General features: G+C 70.5%; 10 protein-coding genes. 8 read left to right on the top strand and 2 right to left on the bottom strand.

Annotation, left to right across the window (positions count from 1 at the left end; genetic code table 11):
• The first annotated feature begins 21 nt into the window (after window positions 1-21).
• The 8 genes from EDC02_RS11415 to EDC02_RS11380 all read left to right on the top strand — a co-directional run bounded on the left by EDC02_RS11415 (window position 22) and on the right by EDC02_RS11380 (window position 11,136).
• A complete protein-coding gene (locus EDC02_RS11415; protein WP_123601924.1) occupies window positions 22-1,803 on the top strand; it encodes an ABC transporter ATP-binding protein in 1,782 nt (593 codons plus the stop codon).
• Window positions 1,800-3,539, top strand: a complete 1,740-nt coding sequence (locus EDC02_RS11410) for an ABC transporter ATP-binding protein (protein ID WP_123601923.1) — start codon at window positions 1,800-1,802, stop codon at window positions 3,537-3,539. The genes EDC02_RS11415 and EDC02_RS11410 overlap by 4 nt, the downstream gene beginning before the upstream one ends.
• A gap of 73 nt (window positions 3,540-3,612) precedes the next feature.
• Window positions 3,613-5,154 carry an ABC transporter substrate-binding protein gene (locus EDC02_RS11405; RefSeq protein ID WP_123601922.1) on the top strand — a complete coding sequence of 514 codons (1,542 nt, stop codon included), beginning with the start codon at window positions 3,613-3,615 and terminating at the stop codon, window positions 5,152-5,154.
• On the top strand, window positions 5,151-6,095 hold the full coding sequence (locus EDC02_RS11400) for an ABC transporter permease (protein WP_123601921.1): 945 nt from the start codon (window positions 5,151-5,153) through the stop codon (window positions 6,093-6,095). Before EDC02_RS11405 ends, EDC02_RS11400 begins: the two co-directional genes overlap by 4 nt.
• A 40-nt stretch (window positions 6,096-6,135) precedes the next feature.
• Entirely contained in the window at window positions 6,136-6,921 is a 786-nt protein-coding gene (locus tag EDC02_RS11395; protein ID WP_123601920.1) for an ABC transporter permease subunit, read from the top strand.
• On the top strand, window positions 6,918-8,384 hold the full coding sequence (locus tag EDC02_RS11390; protein WP_123601919.1) for an ABC transporter ATP-binding protein: 1,467 nt from the start codon (window positions 6,918-6,920) through the stop codon (window positions 8,382-8,384). Before EDC02_RS11395 ends, EDC02_RS11390 begins: the two co-directional genes overlap by 4 nt.
• Window positions 8,384-9,928: a (2,3-dihydroxybenzoyl)adenylate synthase gene (locus EDC02_RS11385; RefSeq protein WP_123601918.1), complete on the top strand. Its 1,545-nt coding sequence runs from the start codon at window positions 8,384-8,386 to the stop codon at window positions 9,926-9,928. The genes EDC02_RS11390 and EDC02_RS11385 overlap by 1 nt, the downstream gene beginning before the upstream one ends.
• An 86-nt stretch (window positions 9,929-10,014) precedes the next feature.
• Entirely contained in the window at window positions 10,015-11,136 is a 1,122-nt protein-coding gene (locus EDC02_RS11380; protein WP_233605867.1) for a salicylate synthase, read from the top strand.
• A 494-nt stretch (window positions 11,137-11,630) separates the two neighbouring features.
• Here the strand turns inward: EDC02_RS11380 and EDC02_RS41565 are convergent, their stop codons facing one another.
• Window positions 11,631-12,086, bottom strand: coding sequence for a site-specific integrase (locus EDC02_RS41565; protein ID WP_233606381.1), 456 nt, complete (start codon window positions 12,084-12,086; stop codon window positions 11,631-11,633).
• A gap of 173 nt (window positions 12,087-12,259) precedes the next feature.
• Window positions 12,260-12,745, bottom strand: a complete 486-nt coding sequence (locus EDC02_RS41560) for a hypothetical protein (protein ID WP_148083423.1) — start codon at window positions 12,743-12,745, stop codon at window positions 12,260-12,262.
• Window positions 12,746-12,975: the final 230 nt, after the last annotated feature.

The following is a 12,975-nucleotide window of genomic DNA, read 5'->3' as shown; positions in this document are numbered from 1 at the left end:
GGCACCACGGAAGGACCTGCCTTGAACCCCGCTCCACCGGACAGTGGACCGGACAATCTGGTCACCAAGGGTGCCCTGGGCCGGACCCTCGCGTTGGTGCGGGGGCGCCTGGTCTTCGGCGCACTGCTCTCGGCACTCTCCGTGCCCCTGCGGCTGATGCCCTACGTCGCGCTCGTCGAGATCTCCCGGCAGCTCCTGCAGGACGGCAGCGACCGGGCGATCTGGGTCTGGACGGCGGTCGGCGCGGCCGGTGCCGCCATTGGTTTCGGTCTCTACGTCGCGGCGATCGCCATCTGCCACGTCGCCGACGCCAACTTCAAGTACCTGATCCGATCGAGGCTCGCCCGGCACCTCACCGGCGTCCGGCTCGGCTGGTTCACCACCAGCGGCTCGGGTGCGATCAAACAGGCGATGACCGACGACGTGAAACGCATGCACCTGCTCGTCGCGCACCTGCCCGCCGATCTGATCCCCGCCGTGCTGACCCCGGTCGTCTCCGTGGGCTACCTCCTGGCCGTCGACTGGCGTCTGGGCCTAGTCTTCGTCGGCTACCTTATCGCCTGCATGATGATCGCGGCCCCGGCGATGAGCCGTGGCTACCGGGAGAACATCGCCGCCTGGAACAGGTCCACCAGCGACCTCGCGGCGGCGGCGGTCGAGCTCGGTGACGGCATCGAAGTGGTCAAGTCGTACGGGTCCGGTGCCCGCGCGTTCGACCGCTACACCCGTGCGGTCGACACCATGGTCGAGGTCTGCCTGCGCTGGATGTCCCAGATGGGCCGATCGACCTCGCTGCTGACGGTCCTCTTCTCGCCCGCCTCGATGATCGTCTTCCTGACCGCCGCGGGTGCCGCGATGCTCCCGGCGGGCTGGGCGACACCGGCCGGCCTCGTCGCGTTCCTCGTCCTTGGCCTGGGTGTGCCGGCCGCCGCCCTACACATCGGCACAATGGCGAACCTTTACCGCGAGGGTCAGCTCGGTGCCACCCGCATCGGGCGCGTCTTCGCCGAGCCCGGCCTGCCCGAACCGGTCATGCCGGTGACCCCCGCCGGGACCGACATTGAGTTCGACGCCGTGTCCTTCGGGTACGACCCCGGCCACCCGGTGCTGCGGGACGTCTCGTTCACCATCCCGGCCGGGACGGTGACCGCAATCGTCGGCCCCTCGGGCTCCGGCAAGACCACCCTGGCCCGGCTGCTGCCCCGCTTCTGGGACGTGGACTCGGGCGCTATCCGCCTCGGCGGCGCAGACCTGCGCGAGCTGGACTCCGCCGACCTGCTGCGGACGATGGCGATCGTCTTCCAGGACATCGCTCTGCTGCGTGACACCGTACGGGAGAACATCCGGATCGGTTCGCCGCGGGCGAGCGACGACGACGTGGTGGCGGCGGCCCGGCGGGCCCAGATCCACGCCGTGATCGAAGCACTGCCGGCGGGTTACGACACCGTCCTCGGGGCTGGCGGCGGCGACTTGTCCGGCGGTGAGCAGCAGCGGATCACCATCGCCCGCGCGATCGTCCAGAACCCACGGATCGTGATCCTCGACGAGGCCACCGCCCACGCCGACCCGCACAGCGAAGCGGCGGTCCAACGTGCGCTCGGCGAACTCGCCGCGCAAGGCAACACCCTGATGGTCATCGCGCACCGGTTGCACACGATCCGCTTCGCCGACCAGATCGTGGTGCTCGACGGCGGCCGGGTCGTCCAACGCGGGACGCACGACGACCTGGTTGCCCAGGACGGCCTCTACGCACGCATGTGGCGTGCCCAGCAGACCACGCATACGGAAGGCATCGTGCGGTGATCGACGATCTTGATCGGATTCTCGGGCGCGGCCACGGGTTGCGCGGCCAGATCGCCGGTTACGCCCTCGCCGGAGTCCTACAGGGTCTGACCTTCGCGGCGCTCTTCCCGATCCTGCGTGCCCTGCTCGGCGGCGACGTCGATGCGGCGTGGCCCTGGATCGTATCGGCCGGGGTGCTCGCCGTCCTGCACGGCGTCGTGCGCTGGTGGACGGAGGCCCGCGCCTACCGGGTGGGCATCGTGAACCTCGCCGGTGGAGTGCTGCACCGGCTCGGCGAGCACGCGACCCGGATCCCGCTCGGCTGGTTCGACAAGGCCACCAAGGGCCGCCTGGTGCAACTGGTCACTGAGTCCACCGCCATCCTCATGACGGTCCCGGGGACCATCCTCTCCCAACTCGTCACCGTCGTGGTCACCCCGCTGACCGTCTTCGTCGCGGTCCTCTTCGTCGACGTGCGGATGGCGCTGGCCCTGGTCGCGTTCGTCCCCCTGGGCGTCTGGGCCTACCGGCGGGTGCAGCGGGCGGTCCGCCCCGAGTACGAGGCGATCGACACCACGGAGTCCGAACTGGCCGGCCGGATCGTCGAGTTCGCCCGTGCCCAGCATGTGCTGCGCGCGGCGGGACGACAGCAGGAAGGCTGGCAGCGGCTCGATGAGGCGCTGATCGAGAATCGCGACGCCAACCTGCGTGAGCTGGACGGCACCACCGGCCCGAACACGCTCTTCATGGTGATCGTGCAGCTCGGCCTCCTGCTGGTGATCGCGGTCGGCGCGCTGCTCGTGACCACCGGCGGCATCGAGCCCGCCGCTCTGATCGTCATCCTGGTCCTCGCCGTACGGTTCGTCGAGCCGATGAGCATGCTGGCGGCCTTCGGCAAGGGCACCGCGCTGGCCCGAGTCTCGCTGCGCGGGATCAGCGAGGTCCTCGACGTGCAGCCGCTGACCGAGCCCGCCGAGCCGCGGACCCCCGCCACCAACGAAGTCGCCTTCACCGACGTGACATTCGGGTACGGCGACGAGACCGTGCTGCACGAGATCACCGCGACACTGCCGGCGAACACTCTGACCGCTCTGGTCGGCCCGTCCGGCTCGGGCAAGACCACCCTGACCCGGCTCGCCGGGCGCTTCTGGGACACCGGCACCGGATCCGTCACGATCGGCGGCATCGACGTCCGCGCGATCGGCTCCGGTGCGCTGGCCTCCCGCGTCGCCATGGTCTTTCAGCACGTCTACCTCTTCGACGGCACGATCGGGGACAACGTCCGCATCGCCCGCCCCGATGCGGACGAGGAACAAGTACGCGCCGCAGCCTTGGCCGCCCGCCTCGACGAGGTGGTCGACCGGCTGCCGGACGGCTGGGAGACCCGGGTCGGCGAGGGCGGATCGTTGCTGTCCGGCGGCGAGCGCCAGCGCGTCTCCATCGCCCGCGCCCTGCTCAAGGACGCCCCGATCGTGCTGCTCGACGAGGTCACCTCGGCCCTGGATGCCGAGAACGAGGCCGCGGTCACCGCAGCGGTACGGGACCTGGCCCGCGACCGGACCGTCTTGGTCATCGCCCACCGCCTCGCCACCATCCGTGACGCCGACCAGAGCCTCTACCTCGACCGTGGCCGGATCGCCGAACGCGGCACCCACGAGGAACTGCTCGCCCTCGGCGGCCGGTACGCCGCGCTGTGGCACGAACGCAGCTCCGCCGAAGGCTGGCAGATCATCCGAACCGCTACACCCCAAAAATGATTGGAACAACATGGCACATAACTCGATGCCGCCCCTCGTCACCGGACCCCTCACCCGTCGTCGCCTCCTCGGCATGATCGGGCTCGGAGCCACAGCCGTAGCCACGCCGCTGCTCACCGCCTGCACGGGCGGCGACGGCACCGCGGCCACCCTGACCCGCGCCGGTGACGGCGAGCCGACCGGCACCCCCCACCGCGGTGGCACCGTACGGCTGGCCTTCGCCGGCGGCGGCGCGAACGAATCGCTCGACCCAACCGTCGGCACCACGCCGGTCGAACTCGCCCGGTTTCTGCTCGTCTACGACCAACTCTTCGTCTTCGCCGACGGCAGCCCACAGCCGGCGCTGGCGCTCAAGGCAGAGCCGGGCGCCGGGGGCACGGACTGCACACTGACCCTGCGCACCGACGTCACCTGGCACGACGGATCACCGTTCACCGCCGCCGACGTGGTGCACACCTTCAAACACCGCGCCGCGCCCGACCGGCAGATGCCGAGCGAGCTGTCGATGTACTTCAACCTCGCCGCAGCCCGCGCCACCGGGACCCACACCGTCGTGGTGCCGACGATCCAGCCCGTCGGCGATCCCGCCACCGTCCTCGCCAGCGCCGGACTCATGGTGATCAAGGAGGGCACGGCGGCCTTCGAGACCGGCAAGGTGGTCGGCACCGGCCCCTACCAGCTCACCGCCTACCAGGCCGGCAGCGAGGCCCGCCTCTCCCGGGTGGAGACCTACTGGGACGGCCCCGGGTACGCCGACGAGATCGTCCTACTCAGCCTCGACGACCCGGCTGCCCGGGTGAACGCCGTCCGTGGCGGGCAGGCCGACTACGCCTCCGACATCCCGTACGCCACAGCCAAGTCCGGCTCGCCCGGCGCCGGCCTGCAGATCCGTGCCGCCGCAGAGAAGGCCCGCACCACATACGGGTTCGTGCTGAACATGACCCGGCCGCTGATCAAGGACCCGCGCGTCCGGACCGCACTGCGTACCGGCATCGACCGGCAGGCACTGGTCGACGCCGTCTTCCTCGGCTACGGCGCCGTCGCCAACGACCTGTTCGGTTACGGCGCCAAGTACTTCGTCGAGGGCGTCGACCCCGTCGCCCGCGACGTGGCAAAGGCCAAGCAGCTGATCGAGCAGGCCGGAGCGGCCGGCAAGCCCTTCGTGGTACGCACCGCCGAATACGAGGTCGGCCTCAACTCCTCCGCCGAGCTGTGGGTTGCGCAGCTCAAGGAACTGGGCCTGGACGCCCGCGTCGACATCGTCGGCCTGACCGAGTACTTCGACCAGGAAGGGCTCGCCACCGCCGACGCCGTCACCTTCCCGCTCGGGCCGTTCTCGCTCTCGGTGACCTACACCCGGTCGGCGGCGTTCGAGGCACTCGCTTTCCCGGACGACGAGCTCAAAACCGCCGTCGCCGTGGCCCTGGCTGCGACGGTCGAGCAGGAGCGGGCCGAGGCGTGGGCCACCGCGCAAAAGGTCATGACCGACCGGGGCAACTGGATCGCGTGGGGACGCGGCGACGTGCTCAGCGTCGCCAGGGAGAACCTCACCGGTCTGCTCGCCCGCGAGTCGCCGAAGTATCCCTGGCTGGGCAAGACCGGCTTCACCGGATGAGACCGGCACGCTATGTCGCCGGCCGGGCCGGCTCGGTGGTCCTGCTCCTGATGCTGCTCTCCCTGGTGGTCTTCGTCGGCACCGACGTGCTGCCCGGCGACCCGGTGACGGCGAGGCTCGGTCCCGGAGCCTCGCCGCAGCAAATCGAGCAGGCCCGGGAGCGGCTGGGGCTCGACCGGCCGGTGCTCGACCGCTACCAGGAGTGGGCGGCCGGCCTGGCCCGCGGCGATCTCGGCACCTCCGCGACGGGGCAACCGGTGGCCGGCATGGTAGCGGGCCGGCTCGCCAACTCGGCGGTCCTCACCGCCACCGCGGTCGTCGTAGTGATCCCGCTGTCCCTGCTGGTCGGGGTCCTGCTCGGTGCCCGCCGGGGATCGGCGGCCGACCGGGCCGGATCGGCCGCGCTGCTGCTCACCGTCTCCGTGCCGGAGTTCGTCATCGCCGCCGTGCTGGTGACCACCCTCGCCATCGGCCTCGGCCTCTTTCCCGCGGTCTCGCTCGTACCGGCGGGGGACAGCCCGCTGGCGCACCCGGAGGTGCTGGTCCTGCCGGTGGCCAGTCTGGTGATCGTCAGCCTCGCCTACGCCGCCCGGATCATCAGGGCGGCGACCGTGACCGCCCTGAAGGCACCGCACGTGGAGTTCCTCCGCCTGAACGGGGTCGCCGCGGCGACGGTCTTCCGGCAAGCCGTGCTGCCCGCGATCCTGCCGACCGCGGCCCAGGTCTGGGCGGTCACGGCCACCTCGATGGTCGGCGGCGCGGTGCTGGTCGAGCTGGTCTACGGCTATCCCGGGATCGGCGCGCTGCTGGTCACCTCGGTGCGCGGCGGTGATCTGCCGGTCGCGCAGGCCGTGGCCATGGTCCTCGGCACCGTCACCCTGCTCGGCATGGTCGCCGCCGACATCGCCGGCACGGTCACTACCCGCAAGAGGCTGACATGACCCCGCATGTTTTCCCCGTGGCAACTCGTCGGAGGTCGGCATGACGCCGCGCGCCCGGGTTGTGCCGTTGACGGCGGTGGCTGCGGTGGTGGTCGTCGTGGCGTTGGCCGGGCCCGTGTTCGCGCCGTATCCGGCGATCACGCCGGTGGGGGCGCCATATGCGGGTCCAGGACCGCAGGCGTGGCTCGGCACCGATCATCTCGGCCGGGACGTGTTGTCGCGCATCCTGGACGGTGGGCCCGGGATGCTGGCCACCACGGCACTCGGCACAGCGGTCGCGGTGGGGCTCGGCGTGACGGCCGGGGTGGTCGCCGCGTTCGCCGGAGCCCACCGGCGGATCCTCGAAGGTCTGGTGCTGCGACCGCTCGACGCCGTAGTCGCGCTGCCGCCGATTCTGGTGCTGGTCCTCGCGTTGACCGCACTGCCCGACCGGCGCGGCGTGGTCATCGCGGTCGCCGCGGCGGGTGTGCCACTCACCGCACGGGTCACCTACGCCGCCGCCAGCCTCGTGATCGGGCGCCCGCACATCGAACTCGCGATAGCACGAGGTGAGCGCTGGGGTTGGGTGTTGCGCCAGGAAGTCCTGCCGCTGATCGCCGGCACCGTCGCCGCCGACGCCGGACTGCGGTTCGTGGTGTCGCTCTACATGGTCACGGCCGCCGGTTTCCTGGGACTGGGCGACGCCGGCACCGACTGGGGGACCCTGATCGCGCAGGCATTGCCGGGCGCGGCACTACAGCCGGTCGCGTTGCTGGCACCGCTGGCGCTGATCGCAGCGCTGACCGTACCGCTGAATCTTGCCTCCGATGCTCTGGTGGCGCGATGAGCGAGCCGCTGGTCAAAGTCAACGGCCTGCGCCTGTACGCGGCCGCAGGCCCGATCATCGACGGCGTCGACCTCGAAATCGGACCCGGCGCGGCGGTGGCCGTCGTCGGCGCGTCGGGCTCGGGCAAGACCACCCTGGCGCTGGCCTGCCTCGGCCGGCTGCGTGACGGAATCTGGCACGCCGGGGGAACCGTCACCGTCGACGGCCGCGACGTCCTGCGCCACCGGCCGGACAGCGTCGGCTACGTCGGGCAGGACCCCGGCAGCAGCCTTAACCCGTACCGGAAACTGCGGGCCACCGTGCGCAGCGCCGCCGGTCTGCGAGGACCGGTCGACCACGTGCTACGCCGTGCCGGGCTGGACCCCGCCCTAGGCGACCGCCGACCCGCCGAGCTCTCCGGCGGCCAGCAGCAACGCGGCGCCCTCGCCGTGGCGCTGTCACGCAACCCTCGCCTGCTGGTCCTCGACGAACCTACGTCGGCGCTCGACCCTCGCGCGGTCGAGGAGTTCCGGGCGGAGCTGGGCAGGTTGCGCGCCGACGGAGTCGCACTGCTCTGGATCACACACGACATCGACTCCACCGCGGGCCTTGTCGACCAGATCGTGGTGCTCGACGCCGGCCGGGTGGTGGAGCACCGGCCGGCGGCGGATGTCCTGACCAGACCCGAGTCCCCGGCGGCGGCCGCGCTCGTGGCCGCCGTCGCGCAACCCGGCCCCCGGCCGGAGCCGCCACTGGAACCGCCGATTCTGCGGGCCCGGCGGCTGCAAGCCGGATACGCGGGCCGGCGCGTGCTCGACGGTGTCGACTTGGAGCTGCGCCCCGGGCGGTGCTTGACGGTGGTGGGCTCGTCCGGCAGCGGCAAGACCACGCTTGCCCGGTGCCTCGCCGGGCTGCACCGGCCGGAGGGCGGCGAGTTGCTGCTCGACGGAACGCCGCTCGCGTCGAGCGCCCGCCGACGCCCGACCCGGCAGCGCGCGGCGATCCAACTGGTGCCCCAGAACCCGGCCGACACCCTCCATCCCGGGCAGCAGATCCAGACGGCGCTCGTCCGCCCGCTGAAACTGCTGCGCGGCATCACGGACCGGACCGAGCTCGCTGCGGAGATCGACCGGCTACTCGGGCTGGTAGGGCTGCCCGTCGACCATGCCCGGCGGCTACCGGGTGAGATATCCGGCGGGCAACGGCAGCGGGTCGCGATCGCCCGGGCCCTGGCCGCCGGGCCCCGTGTGCTGATCTGCGACGAGGTCACCTCGGCGCTGGACTCGGTGACCCGGGCGGCAGTGCTCGACCTGCTGCGGGAGCTGTGCGCCACCCAGGCGCTGGCCGTCCTCTCGATCACCCATGACAACCACGTCGTGCGGCGGATCTCGGACGACGTGCTGACCCTCGAGAACGGAACCTTCGAACGCCCGGCGGCCGATCGGACGCCCGCGGACGCGATCTGCGTGACAGGAGGACCCTGATGCTGGATGGCTGTAAGCCCTGGCCGCAAGACCTAGCGGACCACTACCGTGAGGCCGGCTACTGGACCGGTGAGCCACTCGATGTGCTGCTGCGCGAAGGTGCCCGCAAGCATCCTGCCCGTACGGTGCTGATCGCCGCAGACGGGCGGCGGTGGAGCTGGGCGGAGCTTGACGAGTGGGCCGACCGCCTCGCCGCAGGGCTGGCCGGGATCGGACTGGACCCGTACACGCGAGTGCTGGTGCAGTTGCCGAACGTGCCGGAGTTTGTGGCGGTGCTGTTCGCGTTGCTGCGTGCCCGGCTGCTGCCCGTGCTGGCGCTGCCCGCGCACCGGGAAAGCGAGATCGTGCCGTTGTGCGAGCTGAGCCAGGCAGCGATCTACATCATCGACGGTTCGAGCCCTGAGCATCGAGCGCTGGCGCGCACGGTAAGCGGGCTTGTGCGGCACGTGTTCGTTGTCGGCGAGCCGGGTGAGTTCGAGGCCGTGCCGCAGGGCGAGCCGGTGTCGCTACCCGCGGCCGATCCGGCGGAACCGGCACTGTTTCTGCTTTCCGGCGGTACGACCGGGACCCCCAAGCTCATTCCCCGTACGCACAACGACTATCTGTACAACGCGCGGGCGAGCGCTGAGGTCTGCGGCTTCACCGAAGAAACCCGCTACCTGGTCGCGTTGCCGGCGGCCCACAACTTCGCGCTCGCGTGCCCCGGGTTGCTCGGTGCGATGGCCGCGGGCGCCACGGTGGTGCTCGCGCCCGATCCGAGCCCGGACACCGCGTTCGCGCTGATCGAGCGTGAGCGGATCACCGTGACGGCGGTCGTCCCACCGGTGGCATTGCTGTGGATGGACGTCGCGGACGTGATGGGTGCTGACCTGTCCAGTCTGGAGCTGTTGCAGGTGGGTGGTGCCCGGCTGAACCCGGAGCCCGCCGGGCGGGTGCGCGGCACGCTGGGTTGCGCGTTGCAGCAGGTTTTCGGGATGGCGGAAGGGCTGCTGAACTTCACCCGCCTAGACGACCCCGAGGACCTTGTCATCGGTACGCAGGGGAGGCCGCTCAGCCCTGGCGACGAGATCCAGGTGGTCGACGGTGAGCTGCTGACCCGAGGGCCGTACACGTTGCGTGGCTACTATCGGGCCGACTCGCGGTCCTTCACGCCGGACGGATTCTTCCGCACCGGAGACATCGTTCGAGTGCTGCCGACCGGGCATCTGATCGTCGAGGGTCGCAACAAGGACCAGATCAATCGCGGTGGCGAGAAAGTTCCAGCGCAGGAGCTGGAGAACCACCTACTCGCGCATGAGTCCGTGCACGACGTCGCGGTGGTCGGGTTGCCCGACGCGGTCATGGGCGAGGTGATCTGCGCTTGCGTTGTCGCCAGAGGAGCCGCACCTGCGCTGCGCGAGATAAAGGCGTTCCTGCGGGAGCGAGGCGTGGCTGCGTACAAGCTGCCCGATCGGCTTGAGATCGTCGACGCGCTGCCGCTGACCAATGTCGGCAAGGTGAGCAAGGCCGCTCTGGTTGAGCGCCTGGTCAAGGAAACGTCATGACTCTGGGACATCGTCGGGTTGCGCTCAATGCCGATCGGTTCGCCACCGCCGCGGCGCTCGCGGCAGGTACGAAGCAACCTTTCGTCTTGTACGAGTACCCCGAGGCGTTGTGCTTCGCCGAGGGTGAACGGGCGAACGTCGTCATGCCCGGTTTCGAGGGCGTGCAGGAGGCGATGGCAGCCCTCCCCTACGAGAGATGGCGGGCTTACGGGTGGGTGACCTTTGAGTACGCCGTCCATCTGGCGGTCCCGGAGCGCGAGATCAGGCTCTCCAAGGATTCCGCGCTTCTGCTTGCCGACACCGAGCCGGAGCTGGACGCCTTGCAGGAGAGGCTGATGGCGGCGACCCAGGTTGCCGCCCGGCCGTCCACACCTGGCCGCGTGGAGATCGACCTGAACGGCCCCGAGGTGGACCTGTACTGCAAGGCGGTCGCCGAGGCGATCGCGAGCATCCGTGGTGGCCGCCTGGACAAGGTCATCCTGTCCCGGGTGGTTGCCGTCCAGACCCGGATCGACCTCGCGGCGACCTACCTGGAGGGGCGTCGCGGCAACAACCCCGCGCGTTCCTTCCTGCTAGACCTGGGCGGCTGGGAGGCGGCCGGGTTCAGCCCCGAGATCGTCGCCGGGGTCAACTCGGACGGCCGGGTCGTCACACAGCCGCTGGCGGGCACCCGCGCGTTCGACGGCATCCCCGACCAGGACGCCGCCCGGCGTGGAGAGCTCTACCGCGACGCCAAGGAGGTGTTCGAGCACGCCATTTCGGTGCACTACGCCACTACGGAGCTGGCCGGCATCTGCGAGCCCGGCACGGTGACCGTCCAGGACTTCATGTCCGTGAAGGAACGCGGCAGCGTCCAGCACCTTGCGTCGGAGGTCAGCGGGCGGCTCACGACGGACACCACCGGATGGGACGCGCTGGCGGTGCTCTTCCCGGCGATCACCGCCTCAGGCGTCCCGAAGCGCGACGCCTGTGACCTGATCCGCGGCGTCGAGACGGAACGTGGCCTCTACAGCGGAGCCGTGTTGATGGCGGACTCGGACGGCAGCCTCGATGCGGCGCTGGTGTTGCGCAGCATCTTCCGCCGCTCCGGCCGGACCTGGCTGCGGGCCGGTGCCGGGGTGGTCGCCCAGTCGGACCCCGAACGTGAACTCGAGGAAACCCGCGAAAAGCTCCTCAGCGTCTCCCGCTTCCTGGTGCCGGCCGGCTGACGCCGATCAGCCGGAACCAGATTCGGACCTCAGGGCCGAGGGGGCGACGCCGATCCGGCGGTCGAGAGGGAGTGTCAAGTGGGACTGACCCGGTTTGACGGACAGGGTAGGTGAATCGATCTCACGCTACCTTGCTCGCTGGCCTGCGGGAGTATGCCGTTGCCACATACTCGCCGGGACTAACGTAGTCCAACGTGGAATGGCGGCGGCGCGGGTCGGCCACGCCCTCCGATCGAGTAGTTCGGTCCTGTGGCGCCTGGGCCGGCGCGCGCAACATGGTCCACGCCCACCGACGGAATCGGCTGGGGCTGACCATGTCGGTTCCCGCCGAATTCCTCGCGGATGTACCTCCAACCGTGGTTCCGCGTGATCGCGGTCAGCGGCGAGGAAGTCACCAGTCGGGTACTTCGGCCGGTTCTGAGGGTGTCGCGGGAGTCGATCGGTGGGAGGCCGGTTGGTCCATGCGGTGGTGGCGAGTGGGTGGGGCCGGCCGGTCATGGTGGCCAGCGCGGCGGCGACGGTTTGCAGGTCGGCTTTGATGTAGGTGGTGGTGGCTGGGCCGGTGGAGTCGGTGTGTCCGGCGTAGGCGCGGGCGATGCCGCAGCCGTGGTGGCGTTCGACCCAGGTGGGGTGGCGTGGCGTAGCCAGTGGGCGGAGATGCCTTGGGTGGCGACCCAGGGGAGTTGTTCGCCGATGCGTTTCCACAGGTGGTCGTAGCGGCGGCTGGTGATCGGTCGGCCGTTGCGGTAGCGCAACAGTTGGTCGCTGGGCAGGACTGCGCCCCGAGTCCGGGCGTGGTCGTCGAGGTGCGCGGCGAGGTCGAGGGTGATCGGTTGCCAGCGCAGGGCGGCGCCTTTCTCGGTGAGTCGCACGAGCCCGCGGTGGGTGTCCAGGTCGGTCAGCCGGAGTCCGAGTGCGCCGCCGCGGCGGCAGGCGGTCTCGGTGTGCAGGCGTAGCAGCAGGGCGTCGAGGATGACGTCGTTGCCGCTGGCCCGGCCGCGGCGATAACGTTTGGCAGGTACTCGGCGAGGGTCGGCAGGCGTGGACCGGGTTCGGCCTGCAGATCGGTGAGGGTGACGCCAAGTGGGCCAGTATCTCTCGGGCGGCGGCGACGCGGGCGGGGTCAGCCGGCACGACGGCCACCGGTGATCCGGGTGTGGAGGTCGGCGAGTAGCCGTTTGACGGTGCTGGCGGGATGGATCACCAGCAGGTCGTGGTCGATGAGGGCGGCGAGCAGTAGCGGCTGCCCGGCAACGATCGCGCACATCTGGCGGACGCTGGCAGGTAGCGGCAGCTCTCCTCGGCTGCCCACCGCGTGCTGCCCCGCCGGCGTTGACGCGATGACCAGCATCCCGTCGTGCGGGTGGATGTCGATGGGGTGGCCCGGGTCCCAGCGCAGCGCGCGTAGCAGGCCGCGTTCGGTCACCCGACCCGGATGGTCCGGACGGGCCGTGCCGATCAGGATCTCCTCCGATGGGCCGGTCGCTGGCGGGCGTGGTGCGGGCAGCGCCGGTATCGGCGCGGGGCGGGGCCGCGGTCGGTCGGGAAGTGGGGTGGGGATGAGCGCGCCGATGAACTGCTCACGGTCGCGGCGACGAGGTGATGTCATGGTCGGTCCAACCGTGAGCACGCCGCTGCGCGCCGGCAGCGATGTGCGGCTCGCCGGTGCCGACGATCACCTGTAACAGCAGGTATGTCGTGTGCGCACAGCTGCGGAGTTGAGTCCGACTCATGATCGGTGGAACTCCACCAGAACTGGTGTCCGAGGCCGGAGTTGAAACCGACTTCTCGAACGGCACACGTCCCAGCAGGCCACCGGCGTCATTGATCCCTGCAACC

This window comes from Micromonospora sp. Llam0, from assembly GCF_003751085.1.
Classification (GTDB): Bacteria; Actinomycetota; Actinomycetes; order Mycobacteriales; family Micromonosporaceae; genus Micromonospora_E.
Note: the sequence above shows the minus strand (reverse complement) of the source record. Positions and strands in the feature narration are given on the sequence as shown.

Coding starts and splice junctions, on each gene's coding strand:
- EDC02_RS11390 (WP_123601919.1), top strand. CDS start 6,918: ATGAGCGAGCCGCTGGTCAAAGTCAACGGCCTGCGCCTGTACGCGGCC.
- EDC02_RS41560 (WP_148083423.1), bottom strand. CDS start 12,745: ATGACATCACCTCGTCGCCGCGACCGTGAGCAGTTCATCGGCGCGCTC.
- EDC02_RS11400 (WP_123601921.1), top strand. CDS start 5,151: ATGAGACCGGCACGCTATGTCGCCGGCCGGGCCGGCTCGGTGGTCCTG.
- EDC02_RS11395 (WP_123601920.1), top strand. CDS start 6,136: ATGACGCCGCGCGCCCGGGTTGTGCCGTTGACGGCGGTGGCTGCGGTG.
- EDC02_RS11385 (WP_123601918.1), top strand. CDS start 8,384: ATGCTGGATGGCTGTAAGCCCTGGCCGCAAGACCTAGCGGACCACTAC.
- EDC02_RS11405 (WP_123601922.1), top strand. CDS start 3,613: ATGATCGGGCTCGGAGCCACAGCCGTAGCCACGCCGCTGCTCACCGCC.